This window comes from Pseudomonas sp. LF-5, assembly GCF_037626295.1.
GTDB classification, from domain to species: Bacteria; Pseudomonadota; Gammaproteobacteria; order Pseudomonadales; family Pseudomonadaceae; genus Aquipseudomonas; species Aquipseudomonas monsensis.
Map to the genome: position 1 here is coordinate 141,414 of NZ_JARKMT010000009.1, position 24,418 is coordinate 165,831.

Annotated in this window: 25 protein-coding genes and 1 tRNA gene; 8 read left to right on the top strand and 18 right to left on the bottom strand. The window is 59.6% G+C overall.

Going from position 1 to position 24,418, the window contains the following annotated elements:
• The first annotated feature begins 7 nt into the window (after positions 1–7).
• The 8 genes from PseuLF5_RS22290 to PseuLF5_RS22325 all read left to right on the top strand — a co-directional run bounded on the left by PseuLF5_RS22290 (position 8) and on the right by PseuLF5_RS22325 (position 9,874).
• Positions 8–370 (top strand): DUF5064 family protein, encoded by a 363-nt coding sequence (locus tag PseuLF5_RS22290; protein WP_123467181.1) that lies wholly within the window; start codon positions 8–10, stop codon positions 368–370.
• Positions 371–687: 317 nt separating this feature from the next.
• A complete protein-coding gene (locus tag PseuLF5_RS22295) occupies positions 688–2,196 on the top strand; it encodes a sigma-54-dependent transcriptional regulator (protein ID WP_123467183.1) in 1,509 nt (502 codons plus the stop codon).
• Positions 2,197–2,560: 364 nt separating this feature from the next.
• Positions 2,561–2,944, top strand: coding sequence for a glycine cleavage system protein GcvH (gene gcvH / locus PseuLF5_RS22300; protein WP_123467185.1), 384 nt, complete (start codon positions 2,561–2,563; stop codon positions 2,942–2,944).
• Positions 2,945–2,955: 11 nt separating this feature from the next.
• The gene (gcvP, locus tag PseuLF5_RS22305) at positions 2,956–5,808 is read left to right on the top strand and encodes an aminomethyl-transferring glycine dehydrogenase (protein ID WP_322376156.1); all 2,853 of its coding nucleotides are present in this window, start codon (positions 2,956–2,958) and stop codon (positions 5,806–5,808) included.
• A 202-nt stretch (positions 5,809–6,010) separates the two neighbouring features.
• A complete protein-coding gene (locus PseuLF5_RS22310) occupies positions 6,011–7,387 on the top strand; it encodes an L-serine ammonia-lyase (protein ID WP_128613969.1) in 1,377 nt (458 codons plus the stop codon).
• Positions 7,388–7,548: 161 nt separating this feature from the next.
• The gene (gcvT, locus tag PseuLF5_RS22315; RefSeq protein WP_267799112.1) at positions 7,549–8,673 is read left to right on the top strand and encodes a glycine cleavage system aminomethyltransferase GcvT; all 1,125 of its coding nucleotides are present in this window, start codon (positions 7,549–7,551) and stop codon (positions 8,671–8,673) included.
• 403 nt (positions 8,674–9,076) lie between these two features.
• Entirely contained in the window at positions 9,077–9,289 is a 213-nt protein-coding gene (locus tag PseuLF5_RS22320; RefSeq protein WP_003175786.1) for a cold-shock protein, read from the top strand.
• 96 nt (positions 9,290–9,385) lie between these two features.
• Entirely contained in the window at positions 9,386–9,874 is a 489-nt protein-coding gene (locus tag PseuLF5_RS22325; protein WP_340134771.1) for an RDD family protein, read from the top strand.
• A 134-nt stretch (positions 9,875–10,008) separates the two neighbouring features.
• Here PseuLF5_RS22325 and nadA read toward each other — a convergent pair whose 3' ends face one another.
• The 18 genes from nadA to PseuLF5_RS22415 form a co-directional block, all read right to left on the bottom strand.
• Positions 10,009–11,067, bottom strand: a complete 1,059-nt coding sequence (gene nadA, locus PseuLF5_RS22330; RefSeq protein WP_003227499.1) for a quinolinate synthase NadA — start codon at positions 11,065–11,067, stop codon at positions 10,009–10,011.
• Positions 11,068–11,337: 270 nt separating this feature from the next.
• Positions 11,338–11,413 (bottom strand) — tRNA-Lys (locus PseuLF5_RS22335).
• A 62-nt stretch (positions 11,414–11,475) separates the two neighbouring features.
• Positions 11,476–12,168, bottom strand: coding sequence for a 7-cyano-7-deazaguanine synthase QueC (queC, locus tag PseuLF5_RS22340; RefSeq protein WP_340134772.1), 693 nt, complete (start codon positions 12,166–12,168; stop codon positions 11,476–11,478).
• A gap of 1 nt (position 12,169) precedes the next feature.
• The gene (gene queE / locus PseuLF5_RS22345) at positions 12,170–12,817 is read right to left on the bottom strand and encodes a 7-carboxy-7-deazaguanine synthase QueE (RefSeq protein ID WP_123467196.1); all 648 of its coding nucleotides are present in this window, start codon (positions 12,815–12,817) and stop codon (positions 12,170–12,172) included.
• A gap of 166 nt (positions 12,818–12,983) precedes the next feature.
• Entirely contained in the window at positions 12,984–13,811 is an 828-nt protein-coding gene (gene ybgF / locus PseuLF5_RS22350) for a tol-pal system protein YbgF (RefSeq protein ID WP_340134773.1), read from the bottom strand.
• A gap of 6 nt (positions 13,812–13,817) precedes the next feature.
• Positions 13,818–14,315 (bottom strand): peptidoglycan-associated lipoprotein Pal, encoded by a 498-nt coding sequence (gene pal, locus PseuLF5_RS22355; protein ID WP_003178634.1) that lies wholly within the window; start codon positions 14,313–14,315, stop codon positions 13,818–13,820.
• Positions 14,316–14,367: 52 nt separating this feature from the next.
• The gene (gene tolB / locus PseuLF5_RS22360) at positions 14,368–15,648 is read right to left on the bottom strand and encodes a Tol-Pal system beta propeller repeat protein TolB (protein ID WP_171057245.1); all 1,281 of its coding nucleotides are present in this window, start codon (positions 15,646–15,648) and stop codon (positions 14,368–14,370) included.
• Between the two features lie 17 nt (positions 15,649–15,665).
• Positions 15,666–16,742 (bottom strand): cell envelope integrity protein TolA, encoded by a 1,077-nt coding sequence (gene tolA, locus PseuLF5_RS22365; RefSeq protein WP_123467200.1) that lies wholly within the window; start codon positions 16,740–16,742, stop codon positions 15,666–15,668.
• Positions 16,742–17,194, bottom strand: coding sequence for a protein TolR (gene tolR, locus PseuLF5_RS22370; RefSeq protein ID WP_161794900.1), 453 nt, complete (start codon positions 17,192–17,194; stop codon positions 16,742–16,744). Before tolR ends, tolA begins: the two co-directional genes overlap by 1 nt.
• A 23-nt stretch (positions 17,195–17,217) precedes the next feature.
• On the bottom strand, positions 17,218–17,913 hold the full coding sequence (tolQ, locus tag PseuLF5_RS22375; protein WP_007912733.1) for a protein TolQ: 696 nt from the start codon (positions 17,911–17,913) through the stop codon (positions 17,218–17,220).
• Positions 17,903–18,370 carry a tol-pal system-associated acyl-CoA thioesterase gene (ybgC, locus tag PseuLF5_RS22380; RefSeq protein WP_123467202.1) on the bottom strand — a complete coding sequence of 156 codons (468 nt, stop codon included), beginning with the start codon at positions 18,368–18,370 and terminating at the stop codon, positions 17,903–17,905. The genes tolQ and ybgC overlap by 11 nt, the downstream gene beginning before the upstream one ends.
• A gap of 127 nt (positions 18,371–18,497) precedes the next feature.
• Positions 18,498–19,559, bottom strand: a complete 1,062-nt coding sequence (gene ruvB, locus PseuLF5_RS22385; RefSeq protein WP_123467205.1) for a Holliday junction branch migration DNA helicase RuvB — start codon at positions 19,557–19,559, stop codon at positions 18,498–18,500.
• Entirely contained in the window at positions 19,560–20,168 is a 609-nt protein-coding gene (ruvA, locus tag PseuLF5_RS22390; protein WP_123467207.1) for a Holliday junction branch migration protein RuvA, read from the bottom strand.
• Between the two features lie 114 nt (positions 20,169–20,282).
• A complete protein-coding gene (gene ruvC / locus PseuLF5_RS22395) occupies positions 20,283–20,810 on the bottom strand; it encodes a crossover junction endodeoxyribonuclease RuvC (protein ID WP_123467209.1) in 528 nt (175 codons plus the stop codon).
• Positions 20,811–20,950: 140 nt separating this feature from the next.
• Complete coding sequence (locus PseuLF5_RS22400) at positions 20,951–21,697, bottom strand: YebC/PmpR family DNA-binding transcriptional regulator (protein WP_123467211.1); 747 nt, start codon at positions 21,695–21,697, stop codon at positions 20,951–20,953.
• Between the two features lie 131 nt (positions 21,698–21,828).
• The gene (gene aspS / locus PseuLF5_RS22405; protein WP_123467213.1) at positions 21,829–23,604 is read right to left on the bottom strand and encodes an aspartate--tRNA ligase; all 1,776 of its coding nucleotides are present in this window, start codon (positions 23,602–23,604) and stop codon (positions 21,829–21,831) included.
• 108 nt (positions 23,605–23,712) lie between these two features.
• Positions 23,713–23,934 carry an FmdB family zinc ribbon protein gene (locus PseuLF5_RS22410; protein ID WP_025112785.1) on the bottom strand — a complete coding sequence of 74 codons (222 nt, stop codon included), beginning with the start codon at positions 23,932–23,934 and terminating at the stop codon, positions 23,713–23,715.
• A 132-nt stretch (positions 23,935–24,066) separates the two neighbouring features.
• Positions 24,067–24,405: a ribbon-helix-helix domain-containing protein gene (locus tag PseuLF5_RS22415; protein ID WP_128616506.1), complete on the bottom strand. Its 339-nt coding sequence runs from the start codon at positions 24,403–24,405 to the stop codon at positions 24,067–24,069.
• Positions 24,406–24,418: the final 13 nt, after the last annotated feature.

Consider the following 24,418-nt stretch of genomic DNA (forward strand, 5'->3'; position numbering starts at 1 on the left):
GAAACCCATGGCCCAATTCGAACCTGGTCATTTGCATATCGAGCGGCACGCATTGACGCCGGATGACGTCAGTTACAACGTGTGCCTCGACTATGAAGTGTTCACCGATCCGCAAAAAGGCAAAGGCATCCAGTTCACGATGCATGGCAGCCTTCAGGGAAAGGACATGAAAGAGACCTTCTTCCTGCCCAAGGAAGAGGCTTACAACTTTGCCAACAACGTGACACGAATCGCCGAGAAATACGGCATCCCCAGGACCCACAGCCAGATCGGCTCGGTGCACAAGCATTACGATCTGATGTTCGAAGACATCCGCAAGCAGCTCGATATGAAATCCGGCGACCCGGTCAATCTCGAGCACTTCGAATAACCTCAAAAGCCCCTCACCCTAGCCCTCTCCCAAAGGGAGAGGGGACTGACCGATGTGTCTGAGGACAGACATCGACCTGAAAGACCGAGTCGATTATGGATTCGCAGCCGTATTTTTCAGGTCGGCGTACCTCGTGATTCACAGCCGTATTTTCAGGTCGACGTACCTCGTGATTCACAGCCGTCTTTTCAGGTCGACGTACCTCGTGAGCATTCCGCTATCGGCCCCCTCTCCCTCCGGGAGAGGGCTGGGGTGAGGGTGTTTTTGATTTAAGGCATACTTGCCACCCTTCGCACTGCAGATCACTGAACCGCCCCATGCGTATCCACGTCAGCTTCATCGACCGCGTCGGCATCACCCAGGAAGTCCTGGCTATCCTCGGTGGGCGCAATCTCAATCTGGATGCGGTGGAGATGATTCCACCGAACGTCTACATCGACGCCCCGACCCTGAGCCCGCAAGTGCTCGAAGAGCTGAAAGATGCGCTGTTTCGCGTGCGCGGCGTGGAAGCGGTGACGGTCGTCGACATCCTCCCCGGCCAGCGTCGGCACCTGCAACTCGATGCCTTGCTCGCGGCGATGACCGACCCGGTGCTGGCCCTCGACAGCGCCGGCAAGGTGTTGCTGGCCAACCCGGCCTTGATCGCGCTGTACGGGCGTGAACCGGCGGGGGAAAGCGTCTCCGAGCTGTTCAACGATCCCGGCCTGCTAGACACCCTGCTCGAGCAAGGCTTCCGCCTGCCGCTGCGCGAGATCACCGTCAACGGCCAGACCCTGTTGCTCGACGCCACACCGATCACCGATGCCGGCGCCTTGCTCACGCTCTATCAACCCAACCGCATCGGCGAACAATTGTCGGCACTGCACCACGACCACGCCGAAGGTTTCGATGCATTGCTCGGCGAATCCCCGGCGATCCGCACCCTCAAGGCGCGCGCGCAACGGGTCGCGGCCCTCGACGCGCCGCTGCTGATTCAGGGCGAAACCGGCACCGGTAAAGAACTGGTGGCTCGCGCCTGCCATGCCATCAGTGCGCGGCACAGTGCGCCGTTTCTCGCCTTGAACTGCGCGGCGCTGCCGGAGAACCTCGCCGAGAGCGAACTGTTCGGCTACGCCCCCGGCGCCTTCACTGGCGCGGCGCGTGGTGGCAAACCGGGGCTGATGGAGCTGGCGAACCAGGGCACGGTGTTTCTCGATGAAATCGGCGAGATGTCGCCGTACTTGCAGGCCAAGCTGTTGCGCTTTCTCAATGACGGCAGCTTCCGTCGGGTCGGCGGTGATCGCGAAGTGAAGGTCAACGTGCGGATCCTCAGCGCCACCCACCGCGACCTGGAAAAAATGGTCAGCGAAGGCCTGTTCCGCGAAGACCTGTTCTACCGCCTCAACGTGCTCAACGTTGAAGTGCCACCGCTGCGCGAACGCGGTCAGGACATCCTGCTGCTGGCGCGCTATTTCATGCAGCAGGCTTGCGCGCAGATCCAGCGCCCGGTCTGCCGCCTCGCCCCCGGCACCTATCCGGCACTACTCGGTAATCGTTGGCCGGGCAACGTGCGGCAACTGCAGAACGTGATCTTCCGCGCCGCCGCGATCTGCGAAAGCAGCCTGGTCGATATCGGCGATCTCGACATCGCCGGCACCTCCGTGGCGCGCCAGACCGACAGCGATGTCGACAGCCTCGAACAAGCCGTCGAGTCCTTCGAAAAATCGCTGCTGGAAAAGCTCTACGTCAGCTACCCCTCGACCCGGCAACTGGCGAGCCGCTTGCAAACCTCGCACACCGCCATCGCCCATCGCCTGCGCAAGTACGGCATTCCCAACAAGCCCTGATCACGCCGCATACCCCCTGGCAGGCTCACTCCTACAATGATTTGTGACGGATTCGAAATCCGTTCAAAAGCGACCTCCATCTGTACTGAAAGCGCTACAGCGGAACGATATCGCTACACCCTCTTCCGGCGACCACAGTGCAAGGCTTTGATCCCGTTCAGCTTTTTTCCCCGCCCCAAGCTGTAGCGATTTCGCTACACGCACGCAATCTGCGGCAGCGCAAAAAATAGCTATCCAATTGATTTATAACGATAAATCCAAGATGGCCGCGTTCTTGCTAAGTAACCGTTCATAAAATCAGGGCTTTGCCGCCCGAGCCTTCCACCGCGTCCACCAGACGAGTCTGGCCCCCTTAGGAGTTTCCATGAGCGAGTTGCGTTTTACTGAAGATCACGAATGGCTGCGCACTGAAGCTGACGGCAGCGTTACTGTCGGCATCACCGCTTTCGCGCAGAACGCCCTGGGCGACGTGGTGTTCGTGCAACTGCCTGAGCTGCAGGCTTACGAAAAAGGCGCCGAAGCCGCCACCGTGGAATCGGTGAAAGCCGCCAGCGGCGTGTACATGCCCCTCGATGGCGACGTATTGGAAATCAACCCGGCACTGGAAGACGCACCGGAACTGGTCAACGAAGATCCGCTGGGCGAAGGCTGGTTCTTCCGCTTCCAGCCAAGCGACGCCTCGGCTGTGGCGAAACTGCTGGATCAAGACGCCTACGACCGTTTGATCAAAGCCCAAGCCGAAGCCTGAGGAGTAGCGACATGACCCAAGTAAACCTCGGCACTGCCAACGAATTCATCGCCCGTCACATCGGCCCGCGCGCCGCTGACGAGCAAGCCATGCTCAACAGCCTCGGCTTCGATTCCCTCGAAGCCCTGAGCGCCAGCGTGATCCCGGAAAGCATCAAGGGCACCAGCGTGCTCGGCATGGACGACGGCCTCAGCGAAGCCGACGCCCTGGCGATGATCAAATCCATCGCCGGCCAGAACCAGCTGTTCAAGACCTACATCGGCCAGGGCTACTACAACTGCCACACGCCGTCGCCGATCCTGCGCAACCTCCTGGAAAATCCGGCCTGGTACACCGCGTACACCCCGTACCAGCCAGAAATCTCCCAGGGCCGTCTCGAAGCGCTGCTGAACTTCCAGACCCTGATCAGCGACCTCACCGGCCTGCCGATCGCCAACGCCTCCTTGCTCGACGAAGCCACCGCCGCTGCCGAAGCCATGACCTTCTGCAAACGCCTGAGCAAGAACAAGGGCAGCCACCAATTCTTCGCCTCGATCCACAGCCACCCGCAAACCCTCGACGTGCTGCGCACCCGTGCCGAGCCGCTGGGTATCGACGTGGTTGTCGGTGACGAGCGTGAACTGACTGACGTGACGCCGTTCTTCGGCGCGCTGCTGCAATACCCGGCGAGCAACGGTGACCTGTTCGACTACCGCGAACTGACCGAACGCTTCCACGCCGCCAACGCGCTGGTCGCCGTGGCTGCCGACCTGCTGGCGCTGACCTTGCTGACCGCCCCGGGCGAGTTCGGCGCGGACGTCGCCATCGGCTCGGCGCAACGCTTCGGCGTGCCGCTGGGCTTCGGCGGCCCACACGCCGCGTACTTCTCCACCAAGGATGCGTTCAAGCGCGACATGCCGGGCCGTCTGGTCGGTGTCTCGGTTGACCGTTTCGGCAAGCCGGCCCTACGCCTGGCGATGCAGACCCGCGAGCAACACATTCGCCGCGAGAAGGCCACGTCGAACATCTGCACCGCGCAAGTGCTGCTGGCCAATATCGCCAGCATGTACGCCGTGTACCACGGCCCGAAAGGCCTGACCCAGATCGCCAACCGCGTGCATCACCTGACCGCAATTCTGGCCAAGGGTCTGAACGCACTGGGCGCCAACGTCGAGCAGGACAGCTTCTTCGACACCCTGACCCTCGCCACCGGCGCGCAAACCGCCGCGCTGCACGACAAGGCGCACGCTCAGCAGATCAACCTGCGGGTGATCGACGCTCAGCGTCTGGGCCTGTCGGTGGACGAAACCACCACCCAGGCGGATATCGAAACCCTGTGGAGCCTGTTCGCCGACGGCAAGACCCTGCCGGATTTCGCTGCGCTGGCCGCCTCGGTGCAAAGCACCATCCCGGCTGCGCTGGTGCGTCAGTCGCCGATCCTCAGCCACCCGGTGTTCAACCGCTATCACTCGGAAACCGAGCTGATGCGCTACCTGCGCAAACTGGCGGACAAGGATCTGGCACTGGATCGCACCATGATCCCGCTGGGCTCGTGCACCATGAAACTCAATGCCGCCAGCGAAATGATCCCGGTGACCTGGGCCGAATTCGGCGCACTGCACCCGTTCGCTCCCGCCGCACAGAGCGCCGGCTACCAGCAACTGACCGACGAACTGGAAGCGATGCTCTGCGCCGCAACCGGTTACGACGCGATCTCGCTGCAACCGAACGCCGGTTCGCAGGGTGAATACGCTGGCCTGCTGGCGATTCGCGCTTACCACCAGAGCCGTGGCGATGAGCGCCGCGACATCTGCCTGATCCCGTCGTCAGCCCACGGCACCAACCCGGCCACCGCCAACATGGCCGGCATGCGCGTGGTTGTGACCGCGTGCGACGCGCGCGGCAACGTCGACATCGAAGACCTGCGTGCCAAAGCCATCGAGCACCGCGAACACCTCGCTGCACTGATGATCACCTACCCGTCGACCCACGGCGTGTTCGAAGAAGGTATCCGCGAAATCTGCGGGATCATTCACGACAACGGCGGCCAGGTGTACATCGACGGCGCCAACATGAACGCGATGGTCGGCCTCTGCGCGCCGGGCAAGTTCGGCGGCGATGTTTCGCACCTGAACCTGCACAAGACGTTCTGCATTCCACACGGTGGTGGCGGCCCGGGCGTCGGCCCGATTGGCGTCAAGTCACACCTCGCACCGTTTATGCCGGGCCACGCCCAGATGGAGCGCAAGGAAGGCGCGGTCTGCGCGGCACCGTTCGGCAGCGCGAGCATTCTGCCGATCACCTGGATGTACATTCGCATGATGGGTGGCGCGGGTCTCAAGCGCGCTTCGCAACTGGCGATCCTCAACGCCAACTACATTTCCCGTCGTCTGGAAGAGCACTACCCAGTGCTGTACACCGGCAGCAACGGGCTGGTGGCGCACGAGTGCATCCTCGACCTGCGTCCGCTGAAAGACAGCAGCGGCATCAGCGTCGATGACGTTGCCAAGCGCCTGATCGACTTCGGCTTCCACGCGCCGACCATGTCGTTCCCGGTCGCCGGCACGCTGATGATCGAGCCGACCGAGAGCGAATCCAAGGAAGAACTGGATCGCTTCTGCGACGCCATGATCCGCATCCGCGAAGAAATCCGCGCAGTGGAAAACGGCACGCTGGACAAGGACGACAACCCGCTGAAGAACGCCCCGCACACTGCGGCGGAGCTGGTCGGCGAGTGGACCCACCCGTACAGCCGCGAGCAAGCGGTGTATCCGGTGGCGTCGCTGGTTGAAGGTAAATACTGGCCGCCGGTCGGCCGCGTCGACAACGTGTTCGGCGACCGCAACCTGGTGTGCGCCTGCCCGTCGATCGAAAGCTACGCTTAAAGGAATGAGGGGCGGGAATACCTGCCCCTTTCTCCAGAACACCACGGATCCCTGTGGGAGCTGGCTTGCCAGCGATGAGGGTGGATCAGTCTCAATCTCTGTTGCCTGACACACCGCCATCGCTGGCAAGCCAGCTCCCACAAGGAGCGCATCAAGCCTGATATTCCGCCAATTCCTATAACAAGAAACCGGAGAACCACTCATGTCGTTAAGCGTGTTCGACCTGTTCAAGATTGGCATCGGCCCTTCCAGTTCCCACACCGTTGGCCCGATGCGTGCCGCTGCGCGCTTCGCCGAAGGTCTGCGCCGGGAAAACCTGCTCAGCGCAACCGCCAGCGTGCGCGTCGAGTTGTATGGCTCGCTGGGCGCTACCGGCAAAGGTCACGGCAGTGACAAGGCCGTGCTGCTCGGCCTTGAGGGGGAACACCCGGACACCGTCGACACCGAAACCGTCGCCGCCCGCCTGCAAGCCATTCGCGGTAATGGCCAGCTGAACCTGCTCGGCGAACACAGCATTGCGTTCAACGAGAAAGAACATCTGGCGATGATCCGAAAGCCATTGGCCTATCACCCCAACGGCATGATCTTTCGCGCATTCGACGCCGCCGGCATTCAGATCCGCAGCCGCGAGTACTACTCGGTTGGCGGTGGTTTTGTCGTCGACGAAGACGCTGCCGGCGCCGACCGGATTGTCGAAGATGCTACGCCGCTGACCTTCCCGTTCAAAAGCGCCAAGGATTTGCTCGGTCATTGCGCCACTTATGGGCTGTCGATCAGTCAGGTGATGCTGACCAACGAGAGCGCCTGGCGTCCGGAGGCGGAAACCCGCGCCGGCCTGCTGAACATCTGGCAAGTGATGCAGGACTGCGTCGCCGCCGGATGCCGCAACGAAGGCATCCTGCCGGGCGGGCTGAAGGTCAAACGCCGGGCGGCGGCGCTGCATCGGCAACTGTGCAAGAACCCGGAGTCGGCACTGCGCGATCCGCTGTCGGTACTCGACTGGGTCAACCTGTACGCGCTGGCGGTCAACGAAGAAAACGCCAATGGCGGACGCGTGGTCACCGCCCCCACCAATGGCGCGGCGGGAATCATCCCCGCAGTGCTGCATTACTACATGCGCTTTATTCCCGGAGCCAACGATGACGGCGTCGTGCGCTTTCTGCTGACCGCTGCCGCCATCGGCATTCTGTACAAGGAAAACGCCTCGATCTCCGGCGCTGAAGTCGGCTGTCAGGGTGAAGTCGGTGTCGCCTGTTCAATGGCCGCCGGTGCGTTGTGCGAAGTCCTTGGCGGCAGCGTGCAGCAAGTGGAAAACGCTGCGGAAATCGGCATGGAACACAACCTCGGCCTGACCTGCGACCCGATTGGCGGACTGGTGCAGGTGCCGTGCATCGAACGCAATGCGATGGGCTCGGTGAAAGCGATCAACGCGGTACGCATGGCCATGCGCGGAGACGGCCAACACTTCGTCTCCCTCGACAAGGTCATCCGCACCATGCGCCAGACCGGCGCCGACATGAAAAGCAAATACAAGGAGACCGCCCGCGGCGGTCTGGCGGTCAACATTATCGAATGCTGAACCTTATTTAACTCCGCCTCCCTCAGGGAGACGATCGTACTTGGCACCCTCTCCCTCCGGGAGACAAACGTAACTAGCTCCCTCTCCCTCCGGGAGAGGGCCGGGGTGAGGGGCTTTTGATCTTGCCCCCGATCCCGAATCACATTTTCAAGGAGCCACGCATGTCCACCGAACAACTGTCGAAAACCCCGCTGCACGCTCTGCACCTCGAACTTGGTGCCCGTATGGTGCCGTTCGCCGGCTACGACATGCCGGTGCAATACCCGCTGGGCGTGATGAAGGAACATCAACACACCCGTGAGCACGCCGGCCTGTTCGATGTCTCGCACATGGGCCAGATCCGCCTGACCGGTGCCAATGCCGCCAAAGCCCTGGAAACCCTGGTGCCGGTGGACATCATCGACCTGCCGGTAGGCATGCAGCGTTATGCGATGTTCACCAACGACAACGGTGGCATCCTCGACGACCTGATGGTCGCCAACCTCGGTAACGACGAGCTGTTCCTGGTGGTCAACGCCGCGTGCAAGGATCAGGACCTGGCGCATCTGCAAAAACACATCGGCGATCAGTGCACCATAACGGAGCTGTTCGAAGCGCGCGCCCTGCTCGCCCTGCAAGGTCCGGCAGCCGTCACCGTGCTCGCGCGGCTGGCGCCGGACGTGGCGAAAATGACCTTCATGCAGTTCAATCGCGTGCAACTGCTGGGTGTCGATTGCTTCGTCAGCCGTTCGGGTTACACCGGTGAAGACGGTTTCGAAATCTCGGTGCCAGCCGCTGATGCGGAAAAACTCGCCCGCGCCCTGCTGGCTGAACCGGAAGTCCAGGCCATCGGCCTCGGCGCCCGCGATTCACTGCGTCTGGAAGCCGGCCTGTGCCTTTACGGCCACGACATGAACACCGAGACCACGCCGATTGAGGCCAGCCTGTTGTGGGCGATCTCGAAGACACGCCGTGCCGACGGCGCGCGAGCCGGCGGTTTCCCGGGGGCGGAGCAGGTATTTGCCCAGCAGCAGAATGGTGTCGCACGCAAACGCGTCGGCCTGTTGCCGCAGGAACGCACCCCGGTGCGTGAAGGCGCGGAAATCGTCAACGAGGCGGGCGAGATCATCGGCAGCGTGTGCAGCGGCGGCTTCGGGCCGACCCTGGGCGGCCCTCTGGCGATGGGATACCTCGACAGCGCTTATGTCACCCTCGACACCACCGTTTGGGCAATCGTCCGTGGGAAAAAGGTGCCAATGCTTGTAAGCAAAATGCCATTTGTTCCACAACGCTACTATCGTGGCTGATTGACTGTTTCTATAAGTAACGCGATTGCGTTATGCGTGCACTAATGTGTAACGCAATCGCCACAAAAAAGTGCATTTTCTAACATCTGATTCGAATATGAACTTTGCTTATAACGTTCGAAAACAATTGAACGAGCTAATCGTCTAAGCCGCACTAGTGAATTGACTAACTGCCAGCAAGTGCAGGAAAACCGGGGCCTTCGCGGGGCTTGTTTTTTCTCCCGTAGTTGGCGTAGAGTTTGTCCACTGTGTTTGCATGGGTCAGCTTGGAATCGTGACCTGGGCAGTAGCCTACAAGTTAGCTACATCCCGTTCGACGTCTTCTTACTCTCCTGCAACCAGCCCCAGTACTCTTTCATGAGGAAGAGACTGTCATCAATTTTTGCGTCAAAGGAAATAAGAAATGTCCCAACGTCAGAGCGGTACCGTCAAGTGGTTTAACGACGAGAAAGGTTTTGGTTTTATCACTCCAGAAAGCGGTCCGGATCTGTTCGTGCATTTCCGCGCTATTCAGGGCAACGGCTTCAAAAGCCTGAAAGAAGGCCAGAAAGTGACTTTCGTTGCTGTGCAAGGCCAGAAAGGCATGCAGGCTGACGAAGTACAAGCAGAAGCCTGATTTCTGTTACGAAAAAGCCCCTGATATTGATATCAGGGGCTTTTTTGTGCGCGCGAATCCGTAAAATGGCGCTTCATTTTGCGTCCAGAGGCTGCCATGTCGAAAACCTTGCTCATCCCACAGGGCGACTTTCCTGCCGTTGGCCTCGGCCGTCGCCTGGCCGCGATGTTCTATGACTTCCTGCTGTGCACCGCCCTGCTGATCGTCACCGGATTCGTCTACAAGTTGATCCAGGCAGCGATCATCGGCGAAGAACGCCTGCGGGTGATGACGGACGCCGGGCAACTGGACGGTGATCCGCTGTACTCCACGGTGCTGCTGCTGGTGCTGTTCGCGTTCTTCGCCAAGTTCTGGACCCATGGCGGGCAGACGCTGGGCATGCAGGTGTGGGGGATTCGGGTGCAGAACGCCAATGGCACGGCGATCAGTCTGTGGCAGGCGCTGTTGCGGTTTATGGTGTCGATTGCGTCGTGGCTGTGCGTGGGGCTGGGATTCTTCTGGTCGCTGTACGACAAGCAGAAGCGCACGTGGCATGACATCTATTCCGATACCCGCCTCGTGCGAATTCCGAAAAAGACCAAATAACTTCGTGACACCCCATACCACTGTGGGAGCGAGCTTGCTCGCGAAGGCGTCGTATCAGTCGATTCCAATGGTGACTGACACACCGCTTTCGCGAGCAAGCTCGCTCCCACAGGTTTTGTGTAATGCCTTTGAGCTTAAGCGTTGCCGGCCAGTTTCATCCGTGCCGCCTGGGTGAAATCCAGCATGCGCTTCAAAGGTCGGATCGCCTGCGGAATCAACGCCGGATCAACAAAGATCTCGTTCGTCCCTTCTTTCAGGCTCTTGAGCGTGCGCTCAAGGGTGTTCATGGCCATCCACGGGCAATGTGCGCAACTGCGGCACGCAGCGCCGTTACCGGCGGTAGGCGCCTCGATGAAGACCTTGTCCGGGCACAGCTGCTGCATCTTGTAGAAGATGCCACGGTCGGTGGCGACGATCAGGGTCTTGTTCGGCAGCGATTGAGCGGCGGCGATCAACTGACTGGTCGAACCGACGGCGTCGGCCAGTTCGATCACCGAGGTCGGCGATTCCGGGTGAACCAGAATCGCGGCATCCGGGTACAGCGCCTTCATGTCTTCAAGCTGCTTGGACTTGAACTCTTCGTGGACGATGCAGGCACCGTCCCACAGCAGCATGTCGGCACCGGTCTTGCGCTGAATGTAAGTGCCCAGGTGCTTGTCCGGGCCCCAGATGATGGTCTCGCCGTTGTCCATCAGGCTTTCGACGATCTCCAGTGCGCAGCTCGACGTCACGACCCAGTCAGCCCGGGCTTTGACCGCTGCCGAGGTGTTGGCGTAAACCACCACCGTACGCTCCGGGTGCTGATCGCAGAACGCCGAGAACTCGTCGACCGGGCACCCCAGGTCCAGCGAGCAGGTGGCGTCCAGGGTCGGCATCAGCACGCGTTTTTCCGGATTGAGGATCTTCGCGGTCTCACCCATGAATTTAACGCCGGCGACCACCACGGTCTTGGCCGGGTGGGCATTGCCGAAGCGAGCCATTTCCAGGGAGTCGGAAACACAGCCACCGGTTTCTTCGGCCAGGGCCTGAATCACCGGATCGCAATAAAAGTGAGCCACCAGCACCGCGTCCTGAGCCTTGAGCTCGGCGGCGATGGCGGAACGATAGTAAGCCTCTTCCTCGGCAGTCAGCGGTTTGGGCTGTTTGGCGTCGAGGTGGGCTTGAACCAGTAGGCGTTCGGAAATCTGCGTCATGTTCGCAAGACCTGCAGGCGCGTTCGCGCGAAAGTCGAGTATACACCCGGCTCCGGACCGCTTGAGGGTACCGCCGGGAGAGTGAGTATTATCAGGCACGGACAACATTGAAGCTGCGCAAGGCTACAGAATATCCCGTAGATGCAAAAGATGATTCTGACCTGCGTCAGCGCGGACACCGGGAAAGAACACACCCCGGAATCGCAGGCAAAAAAAAACCCGGAAATCCTCACTTTCGTGGGCCTTCCGGATTTTCTAAACCGCCAAATATGGTGGGTCGTGTGGGATTCGAACCTACGACCAATTGGTTAAAAGCCAACTGCTCTACCAACTGAGCTAACGACCCGCTGTGTGGTGGCGCGTATAATACTGATTTTTAAGGACTATTCAACACCTTTTTGAAAAAAATCAAAAATAAGGTGTTGGATCGCTTACACCGGCTGCCGCGAAGCCTTCCGCACGCAGGCGGCAGCTGTCGCATTTGCCGCAGGCACGGCCATCATCATCGGCCTGATAGCAGGAAACGGTCAGGCTGTAATCGACACCCAGCTTCACACCCGCGTGGACGATCTGCGCCTTGCTCAGGTTCTGCAGCGGCGCCTGAATACGGAAGCCATTGCCCTCCACGCCCGCCTTGGTCGCCAGATTGGCCATGCGCTCGAACGACTCAATGAACTCGGGACGGCAATCCGGGTAACCGGAATAATCCACGGCATTGACACCGATAAAGATGTCACGGGCGCCGAGCACTTCAGCCCAGCCCAAGGCCAGCGACAGGAACACGGTGTTGCGCGCCGGCACGTACGTCACCGGAATGCCCTCGCCCAGCGCTTCAGGGATATCAATGCTGGTATCGGTGAGCGCCGAGCCGCCCATGCCGTTCAGGTTCAGGCCAATCACTTTGTGCTCGACCACACCGAGGTCGCGAGCAACGCGCGCGGCGGCATGCAACTCTGCATGCGAACGCTGTCCGTAATCGAAACTCATGGTGTAGCAGGCATAGCCTTCAGCCCGGGCCATCGCCACGACTGTGGCCGAGTCCAGGCCACCGGACAGCAGAATGACTGCACGTTTTTCGCCAGCTTTCAGTGGTTCAGTCATCTCAGCGCCCCGGCTCATCATTCCAAAGATATTTATGCAGCTGCAGTTGCAGGCGCACCGGCAGGTTATCCGCCACCACCCAGTCCGCCAGATCTCGAGCATTCAGGTCATGGTGACTTGGGGAAAACAGCACTTCGCCTGCACGTCGCTCGAGACCGTACTGAATCAGCTTGGACACCGCCCAGTCATAGTCTTCCCGCGAGCAGATGACAAACTTCACCTGATCGTTGGCGGTCAGCAGCTCGATGTTCTCGTAACGGTTGCGATGGGCCTCTTTCGAGTCCGGCGTCTTCAAGTCGACAACACGACTGACGCGCGAATCGACTGCCGAGATGTCGAGCGCACCACTGGTTTCCAGTGACACTTCGTAACCGGCATCACACAAACGCTTGAGTAAAGGGATAGCGTTCGGCTGTGCCAGCGGCTCGCCGCCGGTGACACAGACATAGCGCGGACGATAGCCAGCCACTTGCTCGAGGATGTCGTCGAGGGTGCGGATCGTACCGCCGCTGAACGCATAGGCGCTGTCGCAGTATTGGCAACGCAATGGGCAACCGGTCAGGCGCACAAAAACCGTGGGCAGCCCGGCAGTCCGCGTTTCCCCCTGCAACGAGTAGAAAACTTCGGTGATTCTCAATGTGTCTTGCATAGTCGCCACGGGCGTAACAGCTAAACAGGCTGTCCGCCTCCGTCAGGCACCTCAGGCAACCCCGCCATCGCGTAGATCACCAGAAGCGTGTTTCAGAAAAAGGGCGTGAATTCTAACGAAAAAACCCGCGACAAGCGCGGGTTTCTTCCAAACGGGTGAAGCTGAATTACATGCGCTGCAGATCGCGCTGGGCCAACTGAGCGGCGGAGGTACCCGGATATTGGGAAACCACCTGCTGCAGAATGCCCTTGACCTTGTCGGTGTGACCGAGGCGGCGCTCTACGTCAGCCAGCTTGTACAGCGAATCCGGCACTTTGGCGTGCTTCGGATACAACTGCGAAACCTTGGCGAACGCCTGACCTGCGCCTTGCAGATCACCCTTCGCCAGATTCACCTCACCCAACCAGTACTGGGCATTGCCCGCGTATTGGCTGTTCGGGTATTTGCGCAGGAAAGCGGCAAAAGCCTGACTGGCCTTGTCGAAATCCTTGGCTTTGATCAAGTCGAAAGCGGCATCGTAATACAGCTTTTCCTTGGCCGGATCACCCGGCTCACTGCTCGCGGCAGGCGCTTGGGCCGCAGCGGCAGCCCCGGCACCGGCAGCAGCACTTGCGTCGCCACCGGCAGAAGAATTCTCAGGAGTCGCGGCTGGTGCAACACCGGATCCTATGCGCCGATCAAGATCCTGGTATCGCTCCAGGGATTCCTGTTTCATGCGCGCAACTTGATTCTGCAGTTCTTCGATCACGCCTTGCTGGCGAGAAATCTGATCCTGCATCTGTTGCAGTTGGTTGAACAGCATGCCTTGTGCCGAGGCAGGGGCCGAAGCCGCTCCCCCGGCATAGGCGCCGTTCGTACCGTAACCCGCAGGCGGATAACTGCTCCCGCTATTGTTATAACCGGAGTTGTCATCGACCACAGGAACCGCAGCCCACGCCGCAAGCGGCGCGAGGCTGAGAGCCAGAACAGTTACAGCACGACGGCACGTTCGCATATCGAATTACTTACGCAGTTCGACGCGACGGTTTTGAGCCCAGGACTGCTCGTCGTTGCCGGTAGCAACTGGACGCTCTTCGCCGTAGGAAACCAGTTCCAGCTGAGCTGGGGAAACACCTTGCAGTACCAGGTAGCGTTGAACGGCTTTCGCACGACGCTCGCCCAGTGCCATGTTGTACTCACGAGTACCACGTTCGTCGGTGTTGCCTTCCAGAACAACGCGAGCGCCGTTTGCTTTCAGGTCTTTGGCGTGAACGTCCAGAGCGCGCATGGCTTCTGGCTTCAGGTCCGAGCTGTCGTATTCGAAGTAGAAGGTGGTGATTGCGCGCAGAGCAGCTTCTTCGCTCAGGGAACCGTCAACGGCACCAGTGTTTGCGCCGTAACCAGCGTTTGGATCAACAGCGCCTTCACCGGCGTTGTCGCCGCCTTTGGACGAGCAACCTACAGCTACAGCCATGGCCAGAGCCAGCGCAGCAAATTTACCAAACTTCAGCATTTCCATCGTGAAACTCCTAATGAACCCCAGTGTGTTAAGTAAAACGTAAAGCGCCGCGTCAGTTCAGGTAAGGGGACCAGGACGGTTCTCTGACTTCGCCTTGAGCGGTAGGAAGCGGGAGCCTCACGCGTCCATTAATGGACACGAGCATCAAGACTCCCCGGCCCTGCTGGCGGGTGGCGTAGATTACCATGGTGCCGTTGGGCGCAACAGTAGGCGACTCGTCCAGAGTGCTATCAGTTAGGATTTTTACACTTCCGCGCTGCAAATCCTGAGCCGCCACTTTGAAATTGGTGAAACCGTCCTGACGATGGATCATCACCAGGGTCTTTTCGTCAGCCGAAAGTTTCGGGTTGGCGTTGTAGTTACCGATGAAGGTCACACGCTCGGCACCACCGCCACTGGCGCTGGTTTTGTAGATCTGTGGCTTGCCGCCACGGTCCGAGGTGAAGTAGATGGTCGAGCCATCCTTGCCCCAGTACGGTTCGGTGTTGATGCCAGGGCCCGCAGTGACGCGAGTGATCTGACGCGAACCGAGGTTCATCACGTAGATGTCCGGGTTACCGTCTTTCGACAGCACGAACGCCAGGCGATTGCCATCCGGCGACCAGGCAGGCGCACCGTTCAGGCCTTCGAAGTTGGTGATCTGCTCACGGCGACCGGTGTCGATGTTCTGCATGAAGATGCGCGGACGCTTCTGCTCGAACGACACATAGGCAATGCGTTTGCCATCCGGCGCGAAACGCGGCGACAGGATCGGCTCGCGCGATTGCAGCAGGGTCACCGCGCGGGCACCGTCGTAGTCCGAACGCTGCAGGGTGTAGCGAGTGTTCTTCTCGGAAAAACGCTCGGCTGTGACGTACAACAGACGGGTCGAGAACGCACCTTTGATACCGGTGAGTTTCTCGAACGACTGGTCAGAGATGTAGTGCGCCATGTCACGCAGTTGCTCGGTGGTACCGGAAACGCTGCCGTCAGCCACTTTCTGCTCGGTGGCCACGTTGAACAGCGCCCATTGCACCTGCAGGCGACCGCCCGCTGGAACGATGCTGCCGACCATCATGTATTGAGCACCCACCGCCTTCCAGTCACGGAAGATGATTTCGCTCGGCTGGCTTGGCTGGCTGATCATGTTTTGCTTTGGAATCGGCGAGTAATAGCCCGAGTTGCGCAAATCGTTACCAATGATTTCAGCCATGTCATCCGGCAGGACGGCACCGCCCTGGAAACCGAACGGTACAACGGCGATCGGAGTAGCCCGATCGCTGCCGCTGGTGACCAGAATGTTCTTTTCATCAGCCATCGCGATCCCTGCCATGCAGCAGATCACGACCAGCATTCCTCGAAGAAGGTTTCTCACAAGGCTAAGTCCTCAGGTGTGAATGTCATCTTGAATGAACGATATGGAGCGAAATCGCTCGCCTTCATTCCCTGCATTTCTGTCAAACGTCCAATATTCTTCACCGCCGCCACTGCCGAGGCATCGAACGGACCGTCGCCACTGGACTTGGCCACGCTGACCGAAGTCACCGTACCGTCCGGCAACATGCCAATCTGCAGCACGACCGTCATGCCTTTGCGTGCCGAAGGAGGACGAGCCCAACCTTCTGCTGCCCGTGCACGAATCAAGTCATCGAAACTGCCCGCGACTTCGTCACCCTGCTCATCGGCCAAGGCCTGCTGACGCTGCGGCGTGTCGGAAAGCAAATCAGCCAGGGCCTGAGCCTTTTTCTCTTCGGCGGATTTACGTGCCGCTTCCTGCGATTTCTTCTTCGCAGCATCGGCAGCAGCTTTCTTCTTCGCTTCGTCGGCGACTTTCTTCTTCGCCTCTTCAGCTTCAGCTTTCTTCTTGGCGTCTTCGGCGGCTTTCTTCTTCGCGTCTTCGACGATTTTCTTCTTGGCTTCTTCAGCGGCCGCTTTCTTGGCCTCTTCTTCAGCTGCCTTTTTGGCTTCTTCTTCGGCTTTCTTCTTGGCTATATCAGCCAATTGTTTCTCTTCTGCCTTCTTGGCCTCGGCTTTCTTCGCGTCGTCGGCTTTCTTGGCTTCATCAGCCTTCTTCGCTTCGTCCGCTTTCTTCGCCTCGTCGGCCTTCTTGGCTTCCTCGGCCTTTTGAGCCGCTTCTTCTTTCTTTTGTTCCGCAGCCTTCACCGCTTCCTGCTCGACCTTTTTCTGCTCCATCTGCTCGACTTCAGTCTGGCGCGCGGCGGATTTCTTCGCCTCACCCGCAATCTTCTGATTGGTCTGGGTGGTTGCCTGACTTTTCGATTTCAGTTGATACAGGGTCGCCTGGACAATCGGCTTGGCCGGCGGCAGTTCTGGTGTGAAGGCGAAACTGACGAACAGCATGCCGAACACCAGCACGTGCAGGACAATCGCCAGAACACTAGGCCAGAAGTAGCTTTCCGAGGCGGACGGCTCTCGCTGTTGCTGCATCAGGGGGCCTCGGTAATCAAACCAACATTACCGACCCCGGCTTTCTGCAACCCGCCCATGGCGCCCATGACGGCGCCGTAATCGACGGATTTGTCGCCGCGGATAAAGACCTGGGTACGCTTGCCGCCTTCGGTGCCGGCACGAATGATCTTGGTCACCGCGTCGGTCATCTGCGGCAGGGTCATGGCCCTGTCCTGCTGCTTCTCGGTATCGACTTCGCTGCCAAGGTTCCAGTAATAGGTCTTGTCAGCCTTGATCGAAATCGTCAGCACCTGAGTGTTGTTGTCCTGCGGCAAGGCTTCGCTGGAAACCTTGGGCAGATCCACTTTCACGCCCTGATTGAGCATCGGCGCGGTCACCATGAAGATGACCAGCAGTACCAGCATCACGTCGATGTAGGGCACTACGTTCATCTCGGCGACCGGCTTGCGCTTGTTTCGGGCTCGAGCGATTAAAGCCATCGGGAAATACCTGCTTATTCTTCGCTGGTGTGCACTTTGCGGTGCAGGATCGCCTGGAATTCATCGGCGAAGGTGTAGTAGCGGCTCAGCAAGGTTTCGCTGCGGGCAGAGAAACGGTTGTAAGCGATAACGGCCGGGATCGCGGCAAACAGGCCGATCGCCGTGGCGATCAGGGCTTCGGCGATACCCGGAGCCACGGTGGCCAGGGTCGCTTGCTGGGCGCTGGCCAGACCGCGGAAGGAGTTCATGATGCCCCATACAGTACCGAACAGACCGATGTACGGGCTGACCGAGCCGACAGTGGCGAGGAACGGCAGGCTCTGTTCCAGTTTCTCTTCTTCGCGGGAGATGGCGACGCGCATGGCACGGGCCACGCCTTCCATCACCGCTTCAGGATCGACGCCAGGCTGCTGACGCAGACGGGAGAATTCCTTGAAACCGGCACGGAAGATCTGCTCCACACCCGAATCCGGGTCCGGGTTGCTGCCCGCCTGGCGGTACAGCTTGGACAGGTCGATGCCCGACCAGAAGCGCTCCTCGAAGCTCTCCAGGGCGCGTCGACCGGCACGCAGCAGGTTGCTGCGCTGAAAGATCATGATCCATGAGGTCACCGATGCGGCCACCAGAGTCAACATTACCAACTGCACCACGATGCTGGCATTGCTGACCAGGCTCCACATGGAGGAATGGTCGACGACGTTAGCTTCCACGCTTTATCTCCTGCTTAGAGTGTGTACCCGGACCGACCGCGTCGGCGAAGGCCGCACGCAGATCATCGGGAAGGGCCCGGGGTTTCAAACTGTTAGTGCGCACACAGGCCACCAAAAACTGCCCTTCACAGAGCAGCACATTATCCGTTGCCCGCCTGACCTGCTGTTTGAAGCGCAGGCTGGCACGGTTCAATTCGATTACATCAGCGCTTACCAACAGTTCATCGTCCAGTCGCGCCGGCGCGTGGTAACGCGCTTCGCTGGAATGCACGACGAACAACAGGTCCTCCCCTGCCAGCTGCGATTGGGCAAAGCCCAGCTCGCGGAGCCGCTCGGTTCGAGCCCGTTCCATAAACTTGAGGTAATTAACGTAATACACGATGCCGCCCGCATCGGTGTCCTCGTAATAAACGCGACAACGATGTGCGAACGGCTCAAGCCCGTTTTGCGCGCGCATACTCTAGTGCTTACTCCTCAGGTTGCCAATCCGGCCAGACAACTGTTTTTCATTGATTCGCGGCTTTACCGCAAAAGTACCGTCCTCTGACAGTACAAACCCTGAATAAATCGCCAAAAAATGTGTATCAGTCGTCGACGGCATCGAGAAACTCGTCTGCCACGGGCATTTCGCCCATTCGTGACGGAATGTTTAAACCGAAGTGCAGATAGGCATGTCGCGTCACCACCCGGCCCCGCGGCGTGCGCATGATGTAGCCCTGCTGAATCAGATACGGCTCCAGCACATCTTCGATGGTGTGGCGTTCTTCGCTGATGGCAGCGGCGAGGCTGTCGACCCCCACCGGACCGCCATCGAACTTCTCGATCATGGTCAGCAACAGACGCCGGTCCTGATGATCGAAACCATGTTCGTCGACATCCAGCAGGTTCAACGCCAGGTCCGCCACTGCTTTGGTGATATGCCCCTTGGCCCGCACTTCGGCGAAATCGCGCACCCGGCGCAACAGCCGGTTGGCGATTCGCGGCGTCCCGCGAGCCCGGCGTGCCACTTCAAAGGCGCCGTCCGGATCAAGCGGCAAGCCGAGAATGTTCGCCGAGCGACTGACAATGGTCGACAGGTCAGCGGTGCTGTAGAACTCAAGACGCTGGACGATACCGAAACGGTCACGCAACGGATTGGTCAGCATGCCGGCCCGGGTGGTTGCACCCACCAGCGTAAACGGTGGCAAATCGAGTTTGATCGAACGCGCCGCCGGTCCTTCACCGATCATGATGTCGAGCTGGAAGTCTTCCATCGCCGGGTACAGCACCTCTTCAACGATCGGCGACAGGCGATGGATTTCGTCGATGAACAACACGTCGTGCGGTTCAAGGTTGGTCAGCAGCGCGGCGAGATCGCCGGGACGCTCGAGCACCGGGCCCGACGTGCTTTTGATCGACACGCCCATTTCCTGGGCGATGATGTTGGCCAGCGTGGTCTTGCCCAGCCCCGGCGGGCCGAAAATCAACGTATGGTCGAGGGATTCGTTTCGGCCACGGGCAGCCTGAATGAACAGCTCCATCTGCTCGCGTACCGTCGGCTGGCCTATATAGTCGGCCAGACTGACCGGGCGGATGGCCCGGTCCTGGACTTCTTCGCGCTCGCGCGGACTGTGCGCGGCGGCGATCAGACGATCAGCTTCAATCACTTAAATCATTCCCTTCAGGGCGCGGCGGATCATGTCTTCACTGCTCAAATTCTTGTCCTTGATCGCGGAAATCGCCTTGCTCGCTTCCTGCGGCTTGTAACCCAGGGAAATCAGCGCGCTGACCGCGTCGTTTTCGGCGGTATTGACCGGCGCCGGGCCGTCAGGCTGGTTCGGCACCAGAGCAAACATCGCCGGCGAGGTTTCCCAGGCCTTGAAGCGATCCTTCAGTTCGACCAGCAAACGTTCGGCAGTCTTCTTGCCAACCCCCGGCACCTTGGTCAACGCCGAGGTGTCTTGCGACTGCACACAGCGAATCAGCTCGTCGACTTCCAGGCTCGACATCAGTGCCAGCGCCAGCTTCGGCCCGACACCATTGAGACGGATCAACTCGCGAAAAAAGTCTCGCTCACGCTTGCCGGCAAAACCATAGAGTAACTGCGCGTCTTCGCGTACGACCAAATGGGTATGCAGGGTCAGTGGTTCACCGACCGACGGCAGGCGATAAAGGGTGGTCATGGGCACTTCCAGCTCATACCCAAGGCCGTTTACATCCAGAATCAGGTGCGGCGGCTGCTTCTCAGCCAGAGTACCGCGCAAGCGTCCAATCACGTTTCAGATCCTTGAGCACTGGCCAGCCGGGGGCTGGCGACTGTTGGAATGCGGGTTGCGCACCGACAACCCAGGGGCGCCATCCGCATTCCGGAAAAATTGATGCTGATGCTATCAGAGACGCAAGCGCCCGCCACGACTGCGTGCGGCGCCCAGACCGTGAGGCAACAGACTGGAGCGGGTGTGCGCGTGACAAATGGCGATCGCCAGGGCATCCGAGGCATCGATCTGCGGTTTGCTGGTCAGTTTCAGCATGTGCATGACCATCATCTGCACTTGTTCTTTATTAGCCGCCCCGGTGCCGACCACGGCTTGCTTGACCTGTGTTGCAGTGTACTCGGCAATCTCCAGGCACTCTTCAGCGCCCGCCACAATAGCAGCCCCGCGGGCCTGTCCCAGCTTCAGCGCTGAATCGGCATTTTTTGCCATGAACACTTTTTCGATGCCCATGGTCACCGGACCGTAGGTCTGAATGATTTCACGCACGCCGCGATAGACGATCTGCAGACGCTCATGCAGTTCGCCGGCGCCGGTGCGGATACAGCCCGAGGCCACGTAGATACAGCCACCGCGCCCGGTATCGCGAACAATCCCGTAACCGGTGATGCGCGAGCCGGGGTCGATACCAAGAATTAAAGTCATAGGCCTGCTGGTTCGAAATAACACAAAAACAAATGTGGGAGCTGGCTTGCCAGCGATGACGGAGTGTCAAGCGCCATCATTACCTGATGGGTCGACGCCATCGCTGGCAAGCCAGCTCCCACATTCAAGCCTAGTCGCTCTTAACCGAGCTGAGCGGCCACGTCTTCCGGAATGTCCGCATTGGAATAGACGTTCTGCACATCATCGAGGTCCTCAAGCATGTCGATCATCTTGAGCACCTTCTCCGCGCCTTCCAGATCCAGCTCGGCACTGGTGGTCGGCTGCATCACGATTTCCGCGTCATCACCCTTGAACCCGGCCGCTTCCAGCGCGTTGCGCACGGCGTAGAAGCTGGTGAACGAGGTGAACACGTCGATCGAACCGTCGTCGTGGGTCACCACGTCGTCGGCATCGGCTTCCAGCGCCGCTTCGGTCAAGGCATCCTCGTCAACGCCCGGCGCGAAGCTGATCTGGCCCTTGCGTTCGAACAGGTAGGCCACCGAACCGTCGGTGCCAAGGTTGCCCCCGCATTTGCTGAACGCATGGCGTACGGCGGCGGCAGTACGGTTGCGGTTGTCGGTCATGCACTCGACCATCACCGCCACACCGCCCGGGCCGTAACCTTCGTAGGTCAGTTCCTCGACGTTGTCCGCTTCGGTCGCACCGGCGCCACGGGCCACGGCGCGGTCGATGATGTCGCGGCTCATGTTTGCACCCAGCGCCTTGTCCAGGGCCAGACGCAGACGCGGGTTGGAACCCGGATCGCCGCCGCCCTGACGGGCGGCAACGGTCAGTTCACGGATCCACTTGGTGAAAATCTTGCCTCTCTTGGCATCCTGACGTTCTTTGCGGTGCTTGATGTTCGCCCACTTGGAATGACCTGCCATAACTCGCTCCGAATTCTCTTTGAAACGTTGCCCGCCGCGCGAAACTGCGCTGGCCGGCAAACAAAAAAATCTCGACCTGCTCTCTCTGGAAAGAAAAAAGGCGCATCCGAAGATGCGCCTTCAGGCCCGTCTTACTCAGCCTTTGGCGTTTCGCGCAAACGGATGTGCAGTTCGCGCAGCGCCTTGGCATCCACCACACCCGGTGCTTGCGTCATGACGTCGGCAGCGCTCTGGGTTTTCGGGAAGGCGATCACTTCACGGATCGACTGGGCGCCGGTCATCAGCATCACCAGACGGTCCAGACCGAAGGCCAGACCACCGTGCGGCGGTGCACCGTACTTCAGCGCGTCGAGCAGGAAGCCGAATTTCTCTTCCTGTTCTGCTTCATTGATACCCAGCAGACGGAACACCGCTTGCTGCATTTCCTTGCGGTGGATACGGATCGAACCGCCACCCAGTTCAGTGCCGTTCAAAACCATGTCGTACGCACGGGACAGTGCACCGGCCGGATTGGCTTCCAGTTCTTCAGGAGAGCACTTCGGCGCAGTGAACGGGTGGTGAAGGGCCGAGAAGCTGCCGTCGTCGTTTTCTTCGAACATCGGGAAGTCAACGACCCACATCGGTGCCCACTTGCAGGTCAGCAGGTCCAGATCGTGACCGAGCTTGATCCGCAGCGCGCCCAGGGCTTCGCTGACGATCTTGGCCTTGTCGGCGCCGAAGAACACGATGTCGCCATCGACAGCACCGACGCGATCGAGGATCACGTTCAGCTTGTCTTCAGGGATGTTCTTCACGATCGGCGACTGCAGGCCTTCAACACCGGCAGCACGCTCGTTGACCTTGATGTACGCCAGGCCCTTGGCACCGTAGATGCCGACGAACTTGGTGTAGTCGTCGATCTGTTTGCGCGGCATGCTCGCGCCGCCTGGAACGCGCAGTGCGGCGATACGGCATTTCGGATCGTTGGCCGGGCCGCTGAAGACCTTGAATTCAACTTCTTTGAGTTGATCGGCAACATCGACCAGTTCCAGCGGGTTACGCAGGTCCGGCTTGTCGGAGCCGTAACGACGCATGGCTTCTTCGAAGGTCATGTGCGGGAATTCGCCGAATTCCAGATCCAGCACTTCCTTGAACAGGTTGCGGATCATGCCTTCGGTCAGGCCCATGATGTCTTTTTCGTCGAGGAAACTGGTCTCGATGTCGATCTGAGTGAACTCAGGCTGACGGTCGGCACGCAGGTCTTCGTCGCGGAAGCACTTGGCGATCTGGTAGTAACGGTCGAAGCCGGCGACCATCAGCAGTTGCTTGAACAGCTGCGGCGATTGCGGCAGGGCGAAGAACGAACCGGCGTGAGTACGGCTTGGCACCAGATAGTCACGGGCGCCTTCTGGCGTTGCGCGAGTCAGGATCGGCGTTTCCACGTCAAGGAAGCCGTTCTCGTCGAGGTAGCGACGAATGCTGGTGGTCATGCGCGAACGCAGACGCAGCTTCTCGGCCATTTCCGGACGACGCAGGTCGAGGAAGCGATAGCGCAGGCGGGTTTCTTCGCCGACGTCGGAGTATTCGTTGAGCGGGAACGGCGGGGTTTCCGACTCGTTCAGCACTTCCAGCTCGTAGCCCAGCACTTCGATCATGCCCGACGCCATGTTGGCGTTGGTCGCGCCGGCCGGACGCAGACGCACTTTACCGGTGATCTTCACCACGTACTCGCTGCGCACACGGTCAGCGGCGGCGAAGCTCTCGGCGCGATCCGGGTCAAACACCACCTGAGCCAGACCATCACGGTCACGGATATCGAGGAAAATCACCCCGCCGTGGTCGCGGCGACGGTGAACCCATCCGCAAAGGGTAATTTCCTGGCCTTCCAGGCTTTCATTCAGTTGGCCGCAATAGTGGCTGCGCATCATGGTAGTGGTTCGCTTCTCGTAATTCGAAATTCGGTGGAGATCCCGCCGCACTCAAGCATTGTGCGACATGTAGAAACTCACGCGTGTCGTTCGACCTGGGCCTGAACCCTAGTCAGATTTGTCGCCACCGGCCAGATTCTTCTTGGCGCCGGTCTTGAAATCGGTTTCGTACCAACCGCTGCCGCTGAGGCGAAAGCCTGGCATGGACAGCTGTTTCCGGAGCTCTGGCGCCTGGCAGGCAGGGCAGTCGACCAGCGGTGCCTCGCTGATCTTTTGAATGGCTTCCAACTGATGACCACAGGAAGCACATTGGTAATCGTACATCGGCATGGGGGTGTCTCGGCGATCAGATTGCCACCGCGCGCAGGGCTTTGCGGCGAAAGAGCGGGATTATATCCATTAAATGCGGCCTGTGCAGCCGTAAGACTGCACAGGCCGCGACCTTACTGACGACCGCCGTTTTCAAAGCGCAATGGCGGGCGCCTTCTCCTTGGCGCCGTTCATCACGCACACGACCCGAACCAGTGCACTGAAGTTTTTCACCCCCCCGTGACGCAATTGCACTTCGCGATCGACGCGGGACAACAGTGAACTGACCGAACAACGATTGTCGGCGGCCATTTGGCCGAGGATGTTCCAGTAGACCTGCTCCAGTCTCAGGCAGGTCGCATAACCATTCAAACGAACGGACCGGGATAACGGCCGGATCAATGACATGTCGAATTCATTGACGAACGAATCGACTCTCAACGCATGAGGCACGCCAGTATGGCTGTCGCCTCGCCTGTCTCCATCTACCATATCGGTGACACTC